Raw genomic sequence first — 18999 nt, 5'->3', positions numbered from 1 at the left:
CGCGGAATTCCAAAACAGGCTCTCAGGGAACGTGCGCCGCGAGAACGCAATACCGGACGGCGCCCAGGCGGTACGCGAGCGTCATACGCAGGATGGCAAGAAGGAAGCCCCGGCTGGAGTAGGAGTCGGTGAAGACGGCCCGCCGTACGGCAGGATCCCTGGGCAGCCGCGCGACGAGCCGGCGCACCGCCCTCGGCCAGGTGGGGCGCACCTGCCGGGTGAGGTCGTGGACGTCGTCGACGACGAAACCCGCTGCGGCAACCTCACCCCGGAAGTCCTCGAGTGTGGGCAGTGGCCGGAGGTACGACTCGCGTTCCATGTCCCGTAGCAGCGGCTTCACCTGCCACCCCGGGACGTCGTCGCCCGCGACCAGGTCCGCGATCACCAGCCGGCCACCGGGAGCGAGCACCCGGCGGCACTCGGCGAGCGCCGCCGGAACGTCCATGTGCCCGACGCTCTCGATCGCGATGGCGACGTCGAAGGACCCGTCGGGCGGCCCGCCGGCCAGCCAGTCCCGCAACTCGTGGCGCAGGCGTGGGTCACGGTGGTCGTGGGCGAGGGCTGCGTCGTACTGGCGGCGCGAGATCGTCACGCCGACGACGTTCGCGCCACGCGTGCCGGCCAGGTGCCTGCCGGTGGCGCCGTACCCGGAACCGACGTCGACGACCCGGTCGCCGCCGGTCACCTGCGCGAGGTCTGCGACGAGGTCCACGAGCGCGCGGGTGGCCTCGTCCACCGGCTCGCGGCCGGTGCGCCAGAGGCCGTGGTGGGCGTGGTCGCTCCAGACCCCCCGGTAGACGTCGTCCAGCTGGTCGTAGTGACCCGCGACGGAGTCGAGGCCCGGAAGGGCCGAGCCCGATTCGCCGTCCATGTCGGGAGGATGCGGTCACGTTTTCCGGTGGAGCTAGGCGATTTCGGCCAAGCGCCGCCGCGCGTGTTGTCGCAGCGCGCCCATCGGGGCGCGACTCGGCGGGCGCAAACCCACCGGACGGCGACAGGCTTGGGCCACTGCGTCAGTTCGTCGCGCCGGGGGTCGGGGTCAGGTTGGCCCCGGCGCCCACCTCGCCGTCACCTCCCGAGGCACCGTCCTGATCGCCGCCGGTCTCCGTCGGCTCGCTCGGCGCGGGCTCGGTCGTGCTCTCCGCGGGCGGCTCGGTGGCCGGCTCCGTCGGCTCCGTCGGCTCCGTCGTCGACGTGGGCTCCTCGCCGGACGTGGACGTCGAGCTGGGCTCGGGCGAGCCGGTCTCGTCGGGCGCGGACGGCGTCTCGGTGGGAGCCGGGTCAGTCCGCTGATCCGACGTGTCGGTCGACGAGGAGTCCACCACCCTCGACACCGTCGTCCCGCCGTCGCCACCGGACACCGGATGGCCGAGGAACGACTCCGCCAGCGTGATGGCGCCGATGGCCAGGCCGAACCCGGCCAGCGAGATCCCGCCGAGGAGGGCGAGCGGGCGCCGCCGCGAGCGCACGGCCGGCACCTGCTGGGTGGCGGTGATGACGGCGGGCTCGAGCGTGGTCTCGCCCGCGCTCGCGCCTTCGCCCCCGGGAAGGGCCTCGGTGGGCTGTAGTCCGAGCGCCTCAGTGGGTTGCTCGGCCGGCGGTTCGGTGCGCCCCTGCGGGCCTTCCGCCGCGGCCGCCTGACGGCGCGCACCCGCCGTGACGTCCCCCAGGTGCACCGGCACGGCTCCGGGACTCGCCGACTTGAGCCCCGCCGGAACCTTGCTGACCAGCACCTTGCTGTCGCGCAGCCGCTCACCGGCGGACTCGAGCGAGTGGTTGTAGATCGCGCCGGCCACCGACGAGATCACGGCTCCGACGGCGGCCCCGGTGATCGTGCCGCCGGCCCCGAGGAATGACGCGCCGAGCGCGGACGTCACGGCCGCTCCGGCGCTGGCGCCGATCTGAGCCGGACTGATGGCGAGCTTCCGCGCGCGTTCGTCGGCGCCGGTGGCGCGGGCGCCGTTTCCGAGGTCGGGGGTCATCGGGCCGGTCTCGGTGGGACGCGACATCGGGGGACGAAACCTCTCAACTGCTCGCGGTGGATGGCCTCAAGGCAACGGCATGGCCGCCAGTGTGCCGCCGTTCCCCGTACATCGCCCGGCGAGGCGTCGTCGTTGCCGCCCCCGGCGAAATGTGACCGGGTTCTCTGCCGCGACGGCGGCGATCTTCACCGGACCGGCGCGCGGAGGTACCGTGCAGAGGTGGAAATCCTCGGCGACGGCAGCGACGAGGACCGTCCCGCCCGCGACGCGCGGCCTCCCGTCGTGTCGCTACCCGAGCCCGGCACCCTGGCCGCCGCGGCGCCGTCACCGCGGACGGGTCACGACGACGACGCTATCGGGTTCGGGACCTCGGGCCGAACCGGCCCAGCGACCGGCTCGACCCCGGCGCTGGATCTCGGGGAACGGCCACGGGACGTCGCCTGGGCGCCGTCATCCGACGAGCCGGGCCTGGCCGGTCACGACCAGACGGGAGCGGGTCCGGCTACGCCGGCGCCCGGCCTGCCGGCGACTGGCTTGCCGGCGACTGGCTTGCCTGCGATCGGCGGATCCTCCTCGGCCGGTGGCGTCCCGGCGGCCGAGATTCCCCCGGCACCCGACTCGCCGCTGGCGAACCTGGTCGCGGTCGTCGCCGGACCGGAGTCCCTCGGGCTGTCCGGCGCACTGTTCGCCTTCGCCACCTGCATCGCGACCGCGCCGTCCATATTCGTGCTGGTGACGAACGGCGGGCAGGCGTTCGGCCAGAGCCTGACGGAGTTCACCGCCGGTGTGGGTGGCGGCGGCATCATCGCCGCAGTGCTCGGCCTGGCCGCGGCCCTGCGCGTCCAGCCGACGACGCATCCGCTCGTGCGCGGGTGCGCGGGCAGTGCGGTGCTGCTCGGCCTGACGCTGGTGCTCCTCGCGGCGTTCGGCGCGATCCAGTCCGCCGGGACACCCGAGATCACCACGATCCCACCGGACGCCTGACCCGGACCTGGCCCAGAGCAGACTGAGTCATGTTTGGACCCCTTTTTGGGGTCGAGACACGACTCAGTCGCCTGGAGGGTGGCTCAGGCCTGGAGCTCCCTCACCACGATCACGACGTCGACCAGGGCCCCGTTGCGCAGCACGGTCGCCTCCATCCGCCGGCCGATCGACTCGACCGTCATGATCCGCTGCAGGTCGCCGCTGCTGTTGACCGGGACGCCGTCCAGCCGCAGGAGCAGGTCACCGGGCCGCAGCCCCGCCGCGGCCGGCGACCCGGGCACGACCTCGGCGACGCGGACGCCGCTCGCATGCTTCACCCGCTCCGCCACCGGCGGCGGCAGCGCGACGGTCGCCCCGGCGATGCCGAGGTAGGCACGCCGGACGCGGCCCTCGCTCATCAGGCTCGCGATGATCCGCCGGGTGGTGTCGTTGACCGGCACCGCCAGTCCGAGCCCGATGCCGGCCACCGCCGTGTTGACCCCGATCACACGTGCCGAGCTGTCGCACAGCGCACCGCCGGAGTTGCCGGGGTTCAGGGCGGCGTCGGTCTGGATGACGTCCTCGACGACCCGGACGGTGCTCCCCGCCCGCGTCGGGAGCGACCGCCCGAGCGCGGACACCACCCCTGCCGTCACGCTCCCGGCCAGCCCGAGGGGGTTGCCGACCGCGACGACGAGCTGACCCACCCGCAGGCCGGCGGCATCCCCCAGCCGGGCGGGAGCGGGCACCGGACCCTGGGCGCGCAGGACCGCGAGGTCGGACAGCGGGTCGGCGCCGACGACGTCGAACCCCGACTGGGTGCCGTCCGCGAACGCCGCGCGCCCCGACGACGCGAGCCCGACCACGTGGGCACTGGTCAGCATGAAGCCGTCCGAGGTGAGGACCACACCGCTGCCCGCACCCATCCCGCGGCGGCTCTGCACGGAGAGCGAGGCGACCGCGGGGAGCACGGCCTCGGCGACGGTGGTGACGATCGTGGAGTAGGCGTCGAGCGCGAGGGGCTCGATGTCGTCGGGTGGCATGTCGTCGGGTGGCATGTCGTCGGGGTCGTTGGTGCTCATCGTTCCCCAGGGGCTCGTCCAGGCGCACTTGCGCTGATTACGTGATTACTCAGCAACGTGCAACGCGTCGAATTGATGCCCTTGCCGCCGACATCCCAAAGTGTTAGACAGAGTCAAACATCTCTCTGCTGGGGGCAGACATGGCCGGGAAATCTGCGGGCACCGGGGAGACCCTCATGGACGTCGACAGGGCCGACATCGCCCAGTTCCGGGCCTTCAACCGCACCTGGACGCGGGTAGCCGGCCTGCTGCGCGCCCACATCCACGACTCGCCGTACTCGATGACCGAGGGCCGGGTCCTGTTCGAGCTGGCCCGGCGCGAGCCGGCGGACCTCGTCGACGTGCGCCGGGAGCTGGAGCTGGACGCCGGCTACCTGTCCCGCGTCGTGCAGCGGCTGCGCGATCAGGGGCTGCTGGAGACCACGCCGTCCGAGCACGACGGCCGCCGCCAGGTGGTGCGGCTCACCGCGGCAGGGCGCGCCGCGATCACCGACCTCGACCGGCTGTCCGACGAGCAGGCGGCCGCCATCCTGCGCGACTTCCAGCCGGAGGAGCGGCGCCAGGTCGTCACCGCGATGCGGATCGTCCAGGACGCGCTCACCCGCACCCGGCGCCCCGAGCCCTACCTGATCCGCCCGATGAGGATCGGCGACCCCGGCTGGATCATCGCCCGCAACGGCGAGCTCTACGCCCGGACCTACGGATGGGACGCCACCTTCGAGGGTTCCGTCGCCCGAATCGTCGCCGACTATGTCGAGAACGACGACGCCCGGCGCCAGGCCTGCTGGATCGCCGAGGTGGACGGCGAGCCCGTCGGGTGCGTGTTCTGCGTGCAGGTCCCGGAGGACCCCGACGTCGCCCAGCTGCGCCTGCTGCTTGTCGAGCCGCACGCGCGTGGCATGGGGATCGGCTCGCGCCTGGTCGACGAGTGCATCGCGTTCGCGCGGCGCGCGGGCTACCGGCGGATGGTGCTGTGGACGCAGAGCATCCTCGCCGACGCGCACCGCATCTACGCCGCCAAGGGCTTCGCCCTCGAGCGGGAACACCAGCACCACAGCTTCGGGCACGACCTGGTCGGCCAGTTCTGGTACCTGGACCTGCGCCCGGACGTTCCTCGGCAGACCGAAGGCCAGACCGAAGTCGACCGGAACCTCGCGCGGAACGTCAGGACGGCTGCGCCCGCGTGAGCCTCTGGCCGTGCACGATCTCGACCGGCGGGATGTCCCCGGCCGGCTCGAAGCCGAACACCTGGCCGTAGAACGACAGCTCCGCCTCCAGCGCCCGGATGATGTTGTCCGACCGCCTGAACCCGTGCTGCTCACCGGGGAACAACAGGTACGCGTGAGGCACGCCGCCGGCGTCCAGCGCGTTCACGATCATCTCGGACTGCGCGGGTGGGACGATCGCGTCCTCGGCGCCCTGCAGCACGATGAGCGGCCGGTCGAAGCCGTCGACGTGCGACAGGGGTGAGCGCTGAGTGTAGACGTCGGCGGCGCCCGGCAGCGGCCCCACCAGCCGGTCCAGGTAGCGGGACTCGAACTTGTGCGTATCCCGCGCGAGCGCCGCCAGGTCGGCGACACCGAAGTGGCTCGCCCCCGCCGCGAAGACCTCGCGGGTGGCCAGCGCCGCGAGCGTCGTGAAGCCACCCGCGCTCCCGCCCCGGATCGCCAGGCGCCCGCCGTCCACCAGGTCCTCGTCTGCGAGCCACGACGCGGCCGCGCAGGCGTCCTCGACGTCCACGACGCCCCAGGCACCGTCCAGGAGACGCCGGTACGAGCGCCCGAGGCCGGTGCTGCCGCCGTAGTCGACGTCGACTACGGCGAAGCCGCGCGACGTCCAGAACTGGATGCCGAGCTTGAACGACGGGTCCGCCGAGCCGGTCGGGCCGCCGTGGATCGTGACCAGCAGGGGCGGCCGCTCGTCCGGCAAGCCCTCGACGTCGGCGCCCACGGGCAGGTAGAGCCAGCCGTACGCGGTGCGGCCCTTGGCGCTCGGGAAGCTGACGCGCTGCGGCCGGGAGATGGCGGCCGGAGTCAGGCCGAGTTTCTGTCCGAGGTCGCGGGGAGCGCGCAACACCGACGTCTTCGGCCTGCCACCGCCGGCCCGCGGGCTGATGCCGACGACGGCCGGCTCGGCCGTGTCCTGGGCTGCGATGGCGACCAACCCGGCGCCGTCGCCGACGTGCCGCAGCGCGGCCAGGCGCCCGTACGGCAGGACGTCGTCGCTCGCCTCGCCCTCGGCCGGCACCTGGACCAGGTGCGCGCCGTCTGACGCGGAGTACGTGAACCACACGGTCCCGTCTGGGCCGACCGCGTACCGGCTCTGGCCGAGTTCCCAGGCGGGCAGCGCGACCTCGGCCTCGACGGGATGCACCGGCACCACCTGGGGCCGCAGCTTCTCCACGCCCTTGACCTGGTAGACGTTCCACCAGTTGCTTCGGTCGGAGACGACGTACAGCGCGAGGTCCGGACCCCACTCGGGCTGCACGAGGGCCTCGCCCCCACCCCCGGCCACCGGGCAGGGTCGCACCAGGCGGCACTGCCCGGCCTCGGGATCGCCACCGAGCGGCTGGATCTGCGCCACCCACAGGACCGTGGCGTCCCACGGCATGTTCGGGTGGGTCCAGGTGAGCCAGACCAGGCGGCTCCCGTCCGGGCTGATGCGGGGAGCGGCGACGAAGTCGAACCCGCTGACCAGGACGCTGGGCTCGGGCGGGGTGTCCGTCTCCGGGACGGCGGGCAGCGCGACGATCTCGTTGCGGACACCCTCCGCGCCCGCTCCCGGCTCGTGGGTCTCGCGCACGCAGATCACGGTCCGGCCGTCCGGCGTCACGCGGCCGTCGGCGTACCGCAGTGCGCGCGGCGTCGCCGGCTCGGGCGTCAGGGGGGCGGGCGACGTGCCCGGGTCCACGCGGTAGAGGCGCTGGTCGGCCCAGGACGTCGCGAACAGCACGCCGCCGCCCACCCACCACGCGGCGCCGCCGTACTCGTGTACGCCGGTCCGGGCGTTGAAGTCGGCGGGCAGGACGTCGTCGTGGACCGTGCCGTCCGGGTCGCGGCGGACGACCTGGACGCGGCCGCCCTGGTCCGGCCGGGTCAGCGACCACCAGACCGCACCGGACGGCTCGGCCCACACGTCGGTGGGGTTGGCCGCGCCGCCGACGAGGTCGGCGGCCGAGATGGGCGACGGCCAAGCGCCGTACGGCAGCCGGCGCTCCCCCCTGATCCGTTCCGGCATGGGTGCAGGCTACTGCCCGCCCTCACCGCGTCGATCGTGCAATCGACGCCAGGGGGCGGGACAACGGCGTGTCCCGGGCGCTCGCCTCCGCCACCGGAACCGCCGCCACGGTCGTCGCCGTCGCACGTCGCAGGGCCTGTGAACCTGACTCCCCTGAACCCTGACTCCCCCAGACTGAGTCGCGTCTGGACCCCGTTTTGGGGTCGAAACAGGACCGAGTTCGCGCGGTCGGCTGATCCACGGGTCGCGTTCGTGGACGACGCGGGATCTGGTCCGGCGACGTCCGGTCGAACACGCGGAACGTGCCTATCCCGTCCGGGCGCGATCGGGTCGGGTCGCAACCCGACTCAGCAAAACTGCCCTGAAATCGTTTGCGACATCGCTGTCGGCGGACTTTCGCCGAGTGGAGTTGCGACAGTCGCGGATCACCCGGGCCAGACCTGAATCGCGCCGGCGAGCCGACCCCCGGCGAAGAGGGCCACGATCCGCGCCCGGATGAAGAGGCTCAGCGGTCCCACGAGGCTGACGCCGTTGGACGTTCCGCCGCCGGACAGCACCAGCCGTCCCCCGGGCGCCAGCACCCGGTGCAGCGCGGTCAGGCCGCGGTTCCCCACCAGATCGACGACGACGTACCGCTCGCCGCTGCGGGTGAAGTCCTCCTGCGTGTAGTCGACGACCTGGTCCGCGCCGATCGACCGGACCAGGTCGAGGTTCCTCGTGCTGCAGACGCCGGTCACGGAAGCGCCGCCTTGGCCAGCTGGACGGCGAACGTCCCGACGCCGCCGGACGCCCCGTTGATGAGGACGCGCCGACCCGGTCCCACTTCCCCCTTCCGGAGGCAGATGAGGGCGGTGTTCCCGGCCAGCGGCATGGTGGCCGCCTGTTCGAACGTGAGGTTCCTCGGCTTCAGGTCCACGGCGTCACCCGCGACGCAGACGTACTCCGCGAACGCGCCGTCCGCCTCGCCGAACACCTCGTCCCCCGGGCGCAGGTGCTGGATACCACTGCCGGCGGCCTCCACCGTCCCGGCGAAGTCCCTCCCCCGGATCCTGGCCCTGGGCCGGGCGAACCCGATCGTCGGCCGGAAGATGTACGGGTCGCCCTGCATGAAGTGCCAGTCGTACGCGTTGACCGATGCCGCGTGAACCCTCACCAGCACCTCGCCGGCCCCAGGTACCGGCCGGTCGACGTCACGACATTCGAGGACATCGCTGGTCCCGTACCCGTCTTGGACGATCGCCTTCATCAGTTCTCCTTGATTCGATCCGCGCCTGCGAGACCCTACGAACGTGCGGCGTCGGTGACGACGTCGAGCCTGCGGACGGCAGGACGGGAACCTGTCCCATGGGTGTGCCCTCCGTGGAGGATCCATTCGGCGACGGCGATGTTGATGACCCAGCCGGCGAGGTGCAGCACCGCCCTGGTGAACCCGTGCGGTGGCCCGGCGATCGCCATCCATGGCCCGAGAGTAAGAAGCTGCGTGCCCGCACCCATGCCGATCGCGTAGCCGCGGATCATCCACACGCGGTGGCGGGCGAAGTCCCGGCGCCGGACCGCGAGGAAACCGAGGACCAGGCTCGCCGCCATCGCCGAACCGAAGGCGAGCCGGAAGGCGGAGAGGAGTTCGTCGCCGGCGGGCTTGGGATAGAACACCGTCATCCAGAGCCCGGACAGTGCCGCCGCGAGCCCGCCGGGCACCACGATCCGGCCGGCGCGGCGGTGCCAGCCGGGCCGGCGACGCCGCAGGCGCGGCACGAACTGCAGCGCACCGAGGACGCCGAACAGGCTGGCACCGACGATGTGCACCACCACCGGCACGGGCGAGGCGAAGAACCGGGCGTTCTCCGCCGTCACCTCGGCGCCGCCGACGAGCTGGCTGATGCGGAAGGTCCCGGCGGCCACCGGCACGACGCAGAGCGCGAGCAGCCCGCCGGGGACGAGTCGCGAGGTCCTGGCTGAGGAGGTCATGGATCGATCGTGGCGGTTCTCGCCCTGCGGCTCATCGGAGTACAGGCCCGACCTGACCCGGCCCATCTTCCGACGCCGGAGTAGTACTTTCGGCCGTTCCGAGTCCCGGACCCGAGACTCGTGTCACCGGCCGGGGGCCTCCCGCCGACCGGCAACGTTCCGGACCCGGTGGGTCTCGTAGGCCCACATGGCGATCTCGACGCGGTTCCGGGCGCCGAGCTTGGCCATGAGGCTGGCGATGTGGGTCTTGACCGTGCTGAGCGTGATGTAGAGGTCCGTGGCGATCTCGCTGTTGGTCCGTCCCTGAGCCACGCTGACCAGGATCTGCTCCTCGCGGTCGGTGAGCGGCTCGACAGGCTGCCCCGACGGCCCCGACGGCCCCGAGTCGGCGAACGCCTGCAGCAGCCGGGCGGTGATGCTGGGGGCGATGAGCGCCTCGCCGCCGGCGGCGGCGTGGACGGCCTGGGCGAGCAGTTCCGGGCCGGCGTCCTTGAGCAGGAAGCCACGGGCACCGGCACGCAGGGCGGCGTAGACGTACTCGTCGAGATCGAAGGTCGTGATGACGACGACGGCGATGGGTTGCTCCACGGCCGGTCCGGCGAGGACGCGCGCGGCCTCGATGCCGTCCATGCCCGGCATCCGGATGTCCAGCAGGCACACGTCCGGCCGCAGCCGCCGCGCGAGCTCCACGGCACTGTTCCCGTCGGCGGCCACGCCGATCACCTCGATGTCCGGCTGGGCGTCGAGGATCATCTTGAGCCCGGTGCGGACGATCTCCTGGTCATCGGCGACGATCACCCGGATCGTCACGTGGCCCACCCGGTCCTGGGGAGCACGGCGCTGACCGTCCAGCCCTGGTCGGGGTCCGGACCGGCCTCGCAGGTGCCGCCCAGCAGGTTGGCGCGCTCGATCATTCCCATGAGCCCGTAGCCGGGAAGGGCCGCCGGGCGCACGGAGCTGGTGACGCCGTCGTCGCGGACCCGCAGGTGGACGGCGGTGTCGTCGGCGTCCACGCGCACCTCGATGCGGGTCGCGTGGCGCGCGTGCCGCCGGGCGTTGGTGACCGACTCCTGGGCCAGGCGGTAGATCGCGGCCGCGACGGATGGCGGGACGTCGCGCAGCTCACCGGAGATCTCGACCTCGACGTCCGGGCCCGCACCCGCGCGGATCGCGAGGTGCTCGATGTCGGCGATACCGGGGTTGGGTGCGAGCTCCGCCGGCTGGTCGTCGCGCAGGAAGCGCACCATCGTGCGCATCTCCGTCAGGGCGCGGGAGGCCTCGGCCTCGATGACCCGCAGCGCGTCGCTGGCGGCGTCCGGGTTCGTCGCCGCGGTCGCAAGACCCGCCTGGGCGCGGATCGCCATCGCCGAGACGTGGTGGGCCACGGTGTCGTGCAGGTCGCGCGCCAGCCGCTCCCGCTCGAGGAGCTTGACCTGGTCGAGCTCGCGCGAGCGCGCCCTGGAGCGGTACCGGAACGTGACGCCGATCGCCATGATCGCGGTCAGGATGGACAGCCCGGCGGTGAGGTCACCGAAAGTCATGTAGCCGAGGAGCACCGAGAACCCGAGCTTGAAATAGATGATCACGGCGCCGAGCAGAGCCTCGCGCCCGGACCCCCACCGGAACAGCGCGTAGGCCAGGAGCACGACGTACGCGTTGGTGTTTATCTCGAGCTCACCGCGGAGCAGGACCGGGGCGATGGTGCAGGTACCGAATGCGATGGCGACCATCAGGAGGGGTCTGGTCCGGCGCCACAGCAGCGTGGGAATCAGCGCGGCGACCAGGATCGCCGAGGCGGTCCGAGCGTGCATCGTGGGGCGTAGCGCTCCCTCGATCAGGGCGGTCGGGACGAGCAGGCTCACGAGCACCCAGTCGCGCCACACCCGCGCGGGCGCGTTCGGGGCACGTGGCTCGTCCCACACCGAACGCAGCAGACCGTGCACCGGTTCAGGATACGAGGGACGGCCGCGCCGTCCCTCGGCCCAAAGTACGTCCGCTTTGCACCCGCCCGTTCAGGCGACCCGCCTGAACCACGCCGGACCCGCCCTGCGTATGACGAAAGGCCTGGCCACGTCGCCGCGCCTGACCGCGGTGAACCGGCCGAGGGTCCAGTCCTGAGCCGAACGCGCCCGCGCGGGCGCGCGTTAGGCGTGCGCGAAGAGGAGGATCTGGACGTGTTGGAGCTTTCGGCAACCGAGCACGCGACACCGCCGACGAACCCGAACCCGATCCCGATCCCGACGCCGGCCGACGGGCTCCCGGCGCAGACGCCGTCCGGCGGGGATCCGACTCAGCCGCTTCCCGCCGGTGGAAGGCGGTCGACGCCGGACCGGCTCGTGATCCTGATCGTGCTGTTGCTGATCCTGGGGCTGGCGGGGACGTACGCGGCCACGCGCTCGTACTTCGACCGCGCCGCCGACGCCGGCGACCACCGGGCCGCCGTCGCCGGGACCGGCATGAGTTCCGGCACGTTCAACGTCGCCAGCGGCACCGACTCCCTCACGATCGTCGCCGACGGCGACCCCAGCGGCGAACTCGCCGTGGCCACGGCGCCCGCGGATTCGCGCGCCGTGCCGGTCCTGGACCGCGAAGGCACCCGGTTGACGCTGTCCACGCGCGAGAACGAGGACGCCGGTGGCGACGCGGTCGACGTCACGGTCCGGCTGGCCCGCGGCGTGCGGTGGACGGTCGTCGTCGACGGCGGCGCGAAGCGGTTGGACCTGGACCTGTCCCGCGGCCGCGTCGCCGCGGTGGAGGTCAACGAGGGTGTTGCCGCCATCGAGGAGCGGCTGCCACGGCCGAGCGGCACGCTGACGACGCGGATCTCAGGTGGCGCCGGAAGCGTCACCGTTCACCTGCCCGAGGGCGTCCCGGCCCGCATGAAGTTCGCCGACGGTGCCGGATCGGCGACGCTCGACGACGAGCAGCGGCAGGGCATCGCGGCCGGGACCACGCTGGCGAGCCGGGACTGGACCGACGCCGACGACCGCGTAGACGTCGCGCTGGACAGCGGCGTGGGCAGCGCGGCCGTGGACCGCGCCGAACCGTCGGCCGGAACCGCCGAACCGTAGGCCGGAAGCCGCCGGCCGGAAGCCGCCGGCCCGGGCGTCGGCAGGTCACGTCATCGAACGGCCACGGGGAGCCGCTAGCCTGCCGCAATGTCCAAGGTTCTGGTCAGCCTCCCCCTGGGGGACCGGGTCGGCATCGCGTTCTCCGGCGGTCTGGACACCTCGGTGGCGGTCGCCTGGATGCGGGAACGTGGCGCCGTCCCCTGTGCCTACACCGCCGATCTCGGCCAGTACGACGAACCGGACATCGGGTCCGTCCCCGACCGGGCACTCCAGTACGGCGCGGAGATCGCGCGGCTGGTCGACTGCCGTGGTCTCCTGGTCGAGGAGGGCCTGATCGCGCTGATGTGTGGCGCCTTCCACATCCGCAGCGCAGGGCGCACCTACTTCAACACGACCCCGTTGGGGCGGGCGGTGACGGGCACCCTCCTGGTGCAGGCCATGCGCGACGACGCCGTGTCGGTCTGGGGTGACGGGTCGACGTTCAAAGGCAACGACATCGAGCGGTTCTACCGCTACGGCCTGCTCGCGAACCCCAACCTGCGCATCTACAAACCCTGGCTGGACCCCGACTTCGTCAAGGAGTTGGGCGGCCGCACCGAGATGTCCCTGTGGCTGGCCGAAAGGAACCTGCCGTACCGGGCCGGCGCCGAGCGCGCCTACTCCACGGACGCCAACATCTGGGGAGCCACCCACGAGGCCAAGCGGCTGGAGCACCTCGACGAGCCGATGGACCTGGTCCAGCCGATCATGGGTGTCCGCTTCTGGGACGAGTCCGAGAGCGTCGCGGCGGAGGAGGTGAGCGTCACCTTCGCGGAGGGGCGACCCGTTGCGATCAACGGCCGGGAGTTCGCGGATCCCGTCGAGCTGGTGCACGAGGCGAACCGCATCGGGGGGCGCCACGGACTCGGCATGTCCGACCAGATCGAGAACCGGGTGATCGAGGCCAAGAGCCGGGGAATCTACGAGGCACCCGGCATGGCCCTGCTCCACAGCGCGTACGAGCGCCTGGTCAACGCCATCCACAACGAGGAGACGATCGCGAACTACCGCGACTCCGGCCGGCGCCTGGGACGGCTGCTGTACGAGGGGCGCTGGCTGGACCCGCAGGCGCTGATGCTGCGCGAGAGCCTCCAGCGCTGGGTGGGGTTCGCGATCACCGGCGAGGTCCGGCTACGCCTGCGGCGCGGTGACGACTACACGGTGCTCGAGACCGCCGGCCAGCACCTGACGTACCGGCCCGAGCGGCTCAGCATGGAGCGCACCGAGGACGCGGCCTTCGGTCCGGTGGAACGGATCGGCCAGCTGACGATGCGCAATCTCGACATCGCCGACTCCCGGGAGAAGCTGGAGCTCTACGCGGCACAGGGAATGCTCGGCGACGACAGGGACGCGCTGGTCGGCCGGCTGGAACCCGGTGGCGCGAAGCAGATCGAGCGGGTCGGCAGCACCGGCGACGGCGGCGCCGAACGCCTGGACGACGCGGCGATGGAGTCCGGCACCGACTGACGACCGATCTATCTGGGTCGGGTCTGGACCCCCAAACGGAGTCCCAACACGACTTGGCCGGCGAGCGAAGGCGGGGGCCCACTAGAGATCCCGGCGCATGCAGATTCGCGGCCAGCGGTCCAGGCCGTGTGCCGCCTCACGTCGGCGGAGGGCCACCAGGCCGGGCGTCAGGTCGCCGTCGTCAAGGGCGTGGAATCCGCAGCGGGCGTAGTAGGGGGCGTTCCACGGAACGTCGGCGAACGTCGTGAGGGTCAATGCCCCGAACCCGGTCGCGGCCGCGCGCTCCGCGACGTGCTCGATGAGGAGCCGGCCGACACGCGCAGCGCGGATGCACCGAGACCTGCTCGATGTGGAGGTTGCCGTCCACGACATCGGCGACCAGGTAGGCGATCGGCGCCCCGGACCCGTCCGTGGCGGCCCAGGCGTGACCCGCCCGCTGGTAGCCGGCGAGCACCGCCAGAGGAAACGGCTCGTCGTCCGCCACCTGCGGCATCCCGACGTCGCGGAACACCTCTCCGGCGACCCGCTCGATGTCCTGCAACACGGGCAATTCGTCGAGGTGAACCCCGCGGATCCGCCCGGTGCTCACGGTGCCCGCACCGTCGCGAAGGTTCCGGTCTGCCGTTCCAGGAGCTGGGCATGGCCGAACGGCCACACGACGGCGAACGCCCGTCCCACCACGCCGTCGATCGGGACCGTGCCGCCGTTCTCCGTCAGGTGGTAGCGGGAGTCCCGGGACATCGAGCGATGATCACCCATCACCCACAGCCGCCCCTGCGGCACGGTGACCGAGAACGGCAGCGTGCTGGGCGGGTCGCCCGGGTGGACGTACGGCTCCTGGATCGGGCTGCCGTTCACGGTCACCCTGCCCGCGCTGTCACAGCACGCTACCCGGTCGCCGGGCAACCCGATCACCCGCTTGATCAGGTGCTCCCCGGAGTCCGACGGCAGCAGGCCGACGAAGGCCAGGGCGCCGCGCACCGTATCACCGACCGCGCTGCGCGGCCGGGCCACCGGTGTGTCCAGCCAGTTCCCGGGGTCCGCGAACACCACGACGTCACCCCTGTGCAGCTCCCGCGGCCCCGGCGTCAGCTTGCTCACCAGCACCCGGTCGCCGAGCGTCAGCGTGTCCTGCATCGAGCCGGAGGGGATCGAGAACGCCTGCACCAGGAACGTCTTGAGCAGCAGCGACAGCGCGAGCGCGAGGACGACGACCATCACCGCCTCGCGGACCAAGCTGCCTGCGCGCGCCGCCGGAGCCGTCTGCTCGGGAGCCGGTGCTTCCATTGTCCCCTCCGATCAACGTGCGCCGGCGACCTGCCACCCGTCGCCGCCCCGGCCGCTGGACGGCGTAACGTGCGCGCGCGGCTCGGGGTTCCTCTCCGAGCCGGGGCTCGCCACGCGTCCGACTCGCCACGCGTCCGAGCTGCCCTAGCCGGTCACGAATCCCTCCGCGGTCAGGACGACGTGAGCGGCCGCTGCGCCGACCCCGGTTCCCACGACGTTAACCGTGACACGGCCGGCGCTGCCGACTACCGATACCCAAGGTGACACCGACTGGTGCGATCAGGTCGGAGGGCTCAACCTCCAGATCACTCCCCCATGCCTTCGTCCAACCGGTGGAACAGGTCCATCAGCGGGCCGTGCAGGTCCGGGAGTTCGGTGATCCGGCCGCTACCGACCCGGCTGGTCACCAGCGAGCTGACCGCCGCGACGAGCGCTTCGCACGCGAACCGGTCTCGTGACGACCGGGCGCCGATCACGTCGGCCATGAGATCCACGAATCGGCTCTGCTGCTCCATCCGCTCTTCGATCGCGGCCGGGCCCGCCGCGTACACCTCGATGAGGAACGTGCGGGCGGACGGGGCATCGTCGTGCAGCACACCGAGGTAGGCGGCGAGTGCCCGGTCGAACCGGACGGCGGGCTCGTCCGGGGCCTCAGCGAGAGCGCTCGTGATGGCGTCGATGACCCGATCCACCGCGCCGGCGTACGCCGCCCGGAAACACCCCTCCTTGTCGGCGAACTGCTCGTAGAAGGTCTCGCGGGAGACGCCGGCTCGCCGGATGACGTCACCCACCGTGGTGCGGACATACCCCTTCTCCGTCACCGCATCGGCTATTGCCGCGACCATCCGTTCGCGCTGGGAGGCGACGACCTGCTCCCTGGTGAGGCGATGGCGGCCACGAGGTAGCTGGCCGCCGCTGACCGACTCCATTCGGCAAGCGTATCCACGAACATTTCGGTTCACCACGAACAAGTTCGTTCGCTAAGCTGTCCTTGTCCTGCGGATCCTGGTTGGCTCCTTCTCGGCGGTGCCGTGCGACTTCGGAGGGGAAGGTCGTCCTGGCTCGCCACGTGGTTCTCACTCACGCGCCTCGGTTCCGGCGGCGTCGAGGGGTAGTGCAGGTCGAGGGGTAGTGCAGCCCGCCTGCCAGGCTCGCGGTCTGGCGGACGGGCGCACCTGTCCGGGGCGGTCGCAACCCGACTCAGCAAAAGTCCGCTGACAGCGATGTCGCAAACGATTTCAGGCCAGTTCTGCCGAGTCGGGTTGCGACGGGTCCCAGCATCCTGGCGGAGCTGACCGTCGTCTCAGGACAGCGCCCTGCCCCACGCGCGTGCCGCCCTCCCGCAGGCTGAGATCTGGAGCCGACGAAGCACCCCGCCTCTATGGTGGACCGATGGCGTCGGTCAAGCAGTTCCAAGTCACCTTCGACTGCGCAGAGCCTGAGCGCGTCGGTCGTTTCTGGTGCGACGTGTTGGGGTACGTCGTACCGCCGCCACCGGAGGGCTTTGCCACTTGGGACGATTTCGATCGCGCGCTGCCGCCCGAGCGTCGGGGTTCGGCGTTCGCGTGCATCGATCCCTCAGGTGTGGGCCCCCGACTGTTCTTCCAGCGCGTTCCCGAAGGCAAGGTCGTCAAGAATCGGGTGCATCTTGACGTGCGGGTCGGCACCGGGCTCGTGGGTGAAGAGCGCCTGGCCGCGCTTGAGGCCGAATGCGCACGACTGGTCCCGCTCGGTGCGGTGCGCCTGCAACTACTGCCTGCCGATGACGTAAACGAGTCGTGCCTCGTGATGCAGGACATCGAGGGCAACGAGTTCTGTCTCGACTAGTGCGGTCACCGCACTGGCGCTGGATCCGGACCCGGCCGGGCGCGTGGTCCGGAGTGCAGCGCTGGTCACTTCCGGCGGGTTCGGACCAGCCGCCCCGGGAGTGGGTAAAGGTCGCGCTGACGGCGGCCGACTCCCGAGGGCGGCCACGGTGCTGACCGGCTCTTCTGCACCGACCTTCTTCTGCACCGACGCCGTCCCCTCACCCTGGTGACCGACAGCGCGCCGAGTCGTCGCCGTCAGCCGGCGTGCTTCTGCACGACCTCGCCGACGCGCGGGAGCGCGTCGACGACGTGCCTCTTGGCCGTCCCGCGCAACGAACCGTAGGCCTTCCTGATCGCAGCCTTCTTCGTGATCTCGACGCGCTCGTCAGTCACCGACAGCAGGGCCTCCGCGGCCTCGTCCCGACGCGCGACGAGGTAGTCCGAGAACGTGCCCGACGGGGCGGCCGACCACTCCTGCCAGAACGAGTCGAGGTGCCAGACGAAAGCGGGCCACAGCTTGTCGATGGCCTCCTCCACAACCGTCGGGTGCACCTTTTTCACCGCACCGTAGCCAGCCTTGAGCGCGAGTCCGGAGGCGCCCTTCTTGTCGGAGACCTCGGCGTCCACCAGGGCACGGACGTCTTTCTGGACCGAGGGGGCGACGGCAGGATTGAGCAGGGTGTCGGTCAGCGGAGGCACTCTGGATCTCCCAGGGAAGTCGTGTCGAGAACACGGCGACCGTACCGATTTGCGTCTCACCCCGTGCAGGCCGTTGCGATTTGGTGACCCGCGCCGCATCGCTCCCCGGGACCGCACAGCGGGTGGCGGGGCACCCCGCGCCCGGATCCGCGACGGCTCTCAAGCGATCCGGTCCGCGCGGCGGGCCCTCGTCGAAGCCCGCACGACGAGCTCGGGCGTGAACTCGATCCGCTGATGCGCATGCTGCCCGTCCTCGGACGCCTCATCGAGCAGGAGCTCCGCCGCGGTGCGCCCGAGCAGGTGGCGCGGCTGGCGGACCGACGTCAGGGGCACCGCCGCCGCGGCCGCGAACTCGATGTCGTCGTAGCCAACGATCGCCACGTCGTCCGGCACCGCCACGCCGTGCGACACCATCTGCTGCAGGAAGCCGAGCGCCAGCAGGTCGTTGGCGCAGAACACCGCGGTGGGACGGCGCCGCGCGGGGAGCCCGAGATGGCGCTCGCCGGCCAGGCGGCCTTCGGCCGCGGTGAGCCCGTCCGTGGCGAGCTCCACGATCTGGTCGGCGGCGTGGCCGGCGCGCGTGACGGCCTCGCGGGCGCCGAGCAGGCGGTCCCGCGCTTGCGCGATCCAGTTCGGCCCGCCGACGTACGCGATGTGCTCGTGGCCGAGCTCAAGGAGGTGGGTCACGGCCAGGTCGCCGCCCTCGACGTCGTTCACGGACACGCTGCACCCGACGAAACCGTCGGGCGCCGCTCGGTCGAGCATCACGACCGGGACTCCGGCAGCGGTCAGCGTCGCCAGCGTTTCGCTGTGCGGGTCCACCGGCGTCACGAAGACGCCGAGTACCCGCTGTTGGAGCAGCGCCTCGAGGTAGTCGTTCTCGCGGTCGGCGTGGTTGTCGCTGTTGCACAGGTAGAGCGACAGGCCGTGGGAGCTCGCGACCTCCTCGATTCCCCGCGCGACGTCGGTGAAGAAGGGGTTGGCGACGTCGAGCATGAGGTAGGCCAGCGTCCGGCTGCGACCGGCACGCAACTGCCGGGCCGACTCGTTCCGGACGAAGGCCAGCTCCGCGATCGCCGCTTCCACCCGCTTGCGCGTGTTCGGCCGAACGAGCGACGGCCGGTTAAGGACGTTGGACACCGTCCCGATGGAGACGCCGGCACGTGCCGCGACATCCTTGATGCTCGATGACGACACCTGGCCTCCCTTGCGACCCGATCCCCCGTCGGGATGAAACGTATCAGCAGCCAAGTTCGCGCAGAAGTACTCGGCTCGTCCAGCTCGCAATGCGTGAGAAGCCCTGGCGGGCCGCCCATGCATCCCGACGATGCAGAAACGTTACCGCAACTTGCTCTTGACACCTGAGACATGGGCCACATACGTTCGGCCCAGATTT

At 71.7% G+C, this 18999-nt stretch carries 19 protein-coding genes; 5 read left to right on the top strand and 14 right to left on the bottom strand.

The window, feature by feature from the left end:
- Positions 1-22: 22 nt before the first annotated feature.
- Positions 23-871, bottom strand: a complete 849-nt coding sequence (locus AC08OU_RS00480) for an SAM-dependent methyltransferase (protein WP_476604067.1) — start codon at positions 869-871, stop codon at positions 23-25.
- A gap of 142 nt (positions 872-1013) precedes the next feature.
- Complete coding sequence (locus tag AC08OU_RS00475; protein WP_476604066.1) at positions 1014-2009, bottom strand: hypothetical protein; 996 nt, start codon at positions 2007-2009, stop codon at positions 1014-1016.
- Positions 2010-2201: 192 nt separating this feature from the next.
- On the opposite strand from AC08OU_RS00475, the gene AC08OU_RS00470 reads away from it, so the two are divergent.
- Positions 2202-2966 (top strand): hypothetical protein, encoded by a 765-nt coding sequence (locus tag AC08OU_RS00470; protein ID WP_476604065.1) that lies wholly within the window; start codon positions 2202-2204, stop codon positions 2964-2966.
- An 83-nt stretch (positions 2967-3049) separates the two neighbouring features.
- On the opposite strand, the gene AC08OU_RS00465 is transcribed toward AC08OU_RS00470, so the two are convergent.
- Entirely contained in the window at positions 3050-4027 is a 978-nt protein-coding gene (locus AC08OU_RS00465; protein WP_476604064.1) for a S1C family serine protease, read from the bottom strand.
- A gap of 176 nt (positions 4028-4203) precedes the next feature.
- On the opposite strand from AC08OU_RS00465, the gene AC08OU_RS00460 reads away from it, so the two are divergent.
- Positions 4204-5214 carry a bifunctional helix-turn-helix transcriptional regulator/GNAT family N-acetyltransferase gene (locus AC08OU_RS00460; protein WP_476604063.1) on the top strand — a complete coding sequence of 337 codons (1011 nt, stop codon included), beginning with the start codon at positions 4204-4206 and terminating at the stop codon, positions 5212-5214.
- Here the strand turns inward: AC08OU_RS00460 and AC08OU_RS00455 are convergent.
- From AC08OU_RS00455 to AC08OU_RS00430, 6 genes are all read right to left on the bottom strand, one after another.
- Positions 5192-7264 carry a S9 family peptidase gene (locus AC08OU_RS00455; RefSeq protein ID WP_476604062.1) on the bottom strand — a complete coding sequence of 691 codons (2073 nt, stop codon included), beginning with the start codon at positions 7262-7264 and terminating at the stop codon, positions 5192-5194. The two genes, AC08OU_RS00460 and AC08OU_RS00455, sit on opposite strands and share 23 nt — an antisense overlap.
- Positions 7265-7689: 425 nt before the next feature.
- Complete coding sequence (locus tag AC08OU_RS00450; protein ID WP_476604061.1) at positions 7690-8001, bottom strand: zinc-binding dehydrogenase; 312 nt, start codon at positions 7999-8001, stop codon at positions 7690-7692.
- On the bottom strand, positions 7998-8510 hold the full coding sequence (locus AC08OU_RS00445) for an NAD(P)-dependent alcohol dehydrogenase (RefSeq protein ID WP_476604060.1): 513 nt from the start codon (positions 8508-8510) through the stop codon (positions 7998-8000). The genes AC08OU_RS00450 and AC08OU_RS00445 overlap by 4 nt, the downstream gene beginning before the upstream one ends.
- Positions 8511-8545: 35 nt before the next feature.
- Complete coding sequence (locus AC08OU_RS00440) at positions 8546-9232, bottom strand: DUF2306 domain-containing protein (RefSeq protein WP_476604059.1); 687 nt, start codon at positions 9230-9232, stop codon at positions 8546-8548.
- A 123-nt stretch (positions 9233-9355) separates the two neighbouring features.
- Entirely contained in the window at positions 9356-10042 is a 687-nt protein-coding gene (locus tag AC08OU_RS00435) for a response regulator (protein WP_476604058.1), read from the bottom strand.
- Positions 10039-11175 (bottom strand): sensor histidine kinase, encoded by a 1137-nt coding sequence (locus AC08OU_RS00430; protein WP_476604057.1) that lies wholly within the window; start codon positions 11173-11175, stop codon positions 10039-10041. The genes AC08OU_RS00435 and AC08OU_RS00430 overlap by 4 nt, the downstream gene beginning before the upstream one ends.
- A gap of 231 nt (positions 11176-11406) precedes the next feature.
- Here AC08OU_RS00430 and AC08OU_RS00425 point away from each other — a divergent pair, with 231 nt between their 5' ends.
- Positions 11407-12303 (top strand): hypothetical protein, encoded by an 897-nt coding sequence (locus tag AC08OU_RS00425; protein ID WP_476604056.1) that lies wholly within the window; start codon positions 11407-11409, stop codon positions 12301-12303.
- A gap of 87 nt (positions 12304-12390) precedes the next feature.
- Positions 12391-13809, top strand: a complete 1419-nt coding sequence (gene argG, locus AC08OU_RS00420) for an argininosuccinate synthase (protein ID WP_476604055.1) — start codon at positions 12391-12393, stop codon at positions 13807-13809.
- 181 nt (positions 13810-13990) lie between these two features.
- Here the strand turns inward: argG and AC08OU_RS00415 are convergent, their stop codons facing one another.
- The 3 genes from AC08OU_RS00415 to AC08OU_RS00405 form a co-directional block, all read right to left on the bottom strand.
- Positions 13991-14398 carry a hypothetical protein gene (locus AC08OU_RS00415; RefSeq protein ID WP_476604054.1) on the bottom strand — a complete coding sequence of 136 codons (408 nt, stop codon included), beginning with the start codon at positions 14396-14398 and terminating at the stop codon, positions 13991-13993.
- On the bottom strand, positions 14395-15096 hold the full coding sequence (gene lepB, locus AC08OU_RS00410; protein WP_476604053.1) for a signal peptidase I: 702 nt from the start codon (positions 15094-15096) through the stop codon (positions 14395-14397). Before lepB ends, AC08OU_RS00415 begins: the two co-directional genes overlap by 4 nt.
- 305 nt (positions 15097-15401) lie before the next feature.
- Positions 15402-16025 carry a TetR/AcrR family transcriptional regulator gene (locus AC08OU_RS00405; protein ID WP_476604052.1) on the bottom strand — a complete coding sequence of 208 codons (624 nt, stop codon included), beginning with the start codon at positions 16023-16025 and terminating at the stop codon, positions 15402-15404.
- A gap of 463 nt (positions 16026-16488) precedes the next feature.
- On the opposite strand from AC08OU_RS00405, the gene AC08OU_RS00400 reads away from it, so the two are divergent.
- Positions 16489-16923: a VOC family protein gene (locus tag AC08OU_RS00400; RefSeq protein ID WP_476604051.1), complete on the top strand. Its 435-nt coding sequence runs from the start codon at positions 16489-16491 to the stop codon at positions 16921-16923.
- A 236-nt stretch (positions 16924-17159) separates the two neighbouring features.
- On the opposite strand, the gene AC08OU_RS00395 is transcribed toward AC08OU_RS00400, so the two are convergent.
- On the bottom strand, positions 17160-17603 hold the full coding sequence (locus tag AC08OU_RS00395; protein ID WP_476604050.1) for a DUF6918 family protein: 444 nt from the start codon (positions 17601-17603) through the stop codon (positions 17160-17162).
- Positions 17604-17762: 159 nt separating this feature from the next.
- Positions 17763-18800: a LacI family DNA-binding transcriptional regulator gene (locus tag AC08OU_RS00390; RefSeq protein ID WP_476604049.1), complete on the bottom strand. Its 1038-nt coding sequence runs from the start codon at positions 18798-18800 to the stop codon at positions 17763-17765.
- Positions 18801-18999 lie beyond the last annotated feature (199 nt).

The sequence above is a fragment of the Frankia sp. CcMO1 genome (assembly GCF_977945845.1).
This window is presented reverse-complemented; position numbering and strand designations above follow the sequence as displayed.

What these genes read in the sequence shown, in the direction of transcription:
- AC08OU_RS00480 (WP_476604067.1), bottom strand. Translation starts at nt 871, where the DNA reads ATGGACGGCGAATCGGGCTCGGCCCTTCCGGGCCTCGACTCCGTCGCG.
- AC08OU_RS00445 (WP_476604060.1), bottom strand. Translation starts at nt 8,510, where the DNA reads ATGAAGGCGATCGTCCAAGACGGGTACGGGACCAGCGATGTCCTCGAA.
- AC08OU_RS00465 (WP_476604064.1), bottom strand. Translation starts at nt 4,027, where the DNA reads ATGAGCACCAACGACCCCGACGACATGCCACCCGACGACATGCCACCC.
- AC08OU_RS00440 (WP_476604059.1), bottom strand. Translation starts at nt 9,232, where the DNA reads ATGACCTCCTCAGCCAGGACCTCGCGACTCGTCCCCGGCGGGCTGCTC.
- AC08OU_RS00400 (WP_476604051.1), top strand. Translation starts at nt 16,489, where the DNA reads ATGGCGTCGGTCAAGCAGTTCCAAGTCACCTTCGACTGCGCAGAGCCT.
- AC08OU_RS00460 (WP_476604063.1), top strand. Translation starts at nt 4,204, where the DNA reads ATGGACGTCGACAGGGCCGACATCGCCCAGTTCCGGGCCTTCAACCGC.
- AC08OU_RS00405 (WP_476604052.1), bottom strand. Translation starts at nt 16,025, where the DNA reads ATGGAGTCGGTCAGCGGCGGCCAGCTACCTCGTGGCCGCCATCGCCTC.
- lepB (WP_476604053.1), bottom strand. Translation starts at nt 15,096, where the DNA reads ATGGAAGCACCGGCTCCCGAGCAGACGGCTCCGGCGGCGCGCGCAGGC.
- AC08OU_RS00455 (WP_476604062.1), bottom strand. Translation starts at nt 7,264, where the DNA reads ATGCCGGAACGGATCAGGGGGGAGCGCCGGCTGCCGTACGGCGCTTGG.
- argG (WP_476604055.1), top strand. Translation starts at nt 12,391, where the DNA reads ATGTCCAAGGTTCTGGTCAGCCTCCCCCTGGGGGACCGGGTCGGCATC.
- AC08OU_RS00475 (WP_476604066.1), bottom strand. Translation starts at nt 2,009, where the DNA reads ATGTCGCGTCCCACCGAGACCGGCCCGATGACCCCCGACCTCGGAAAC.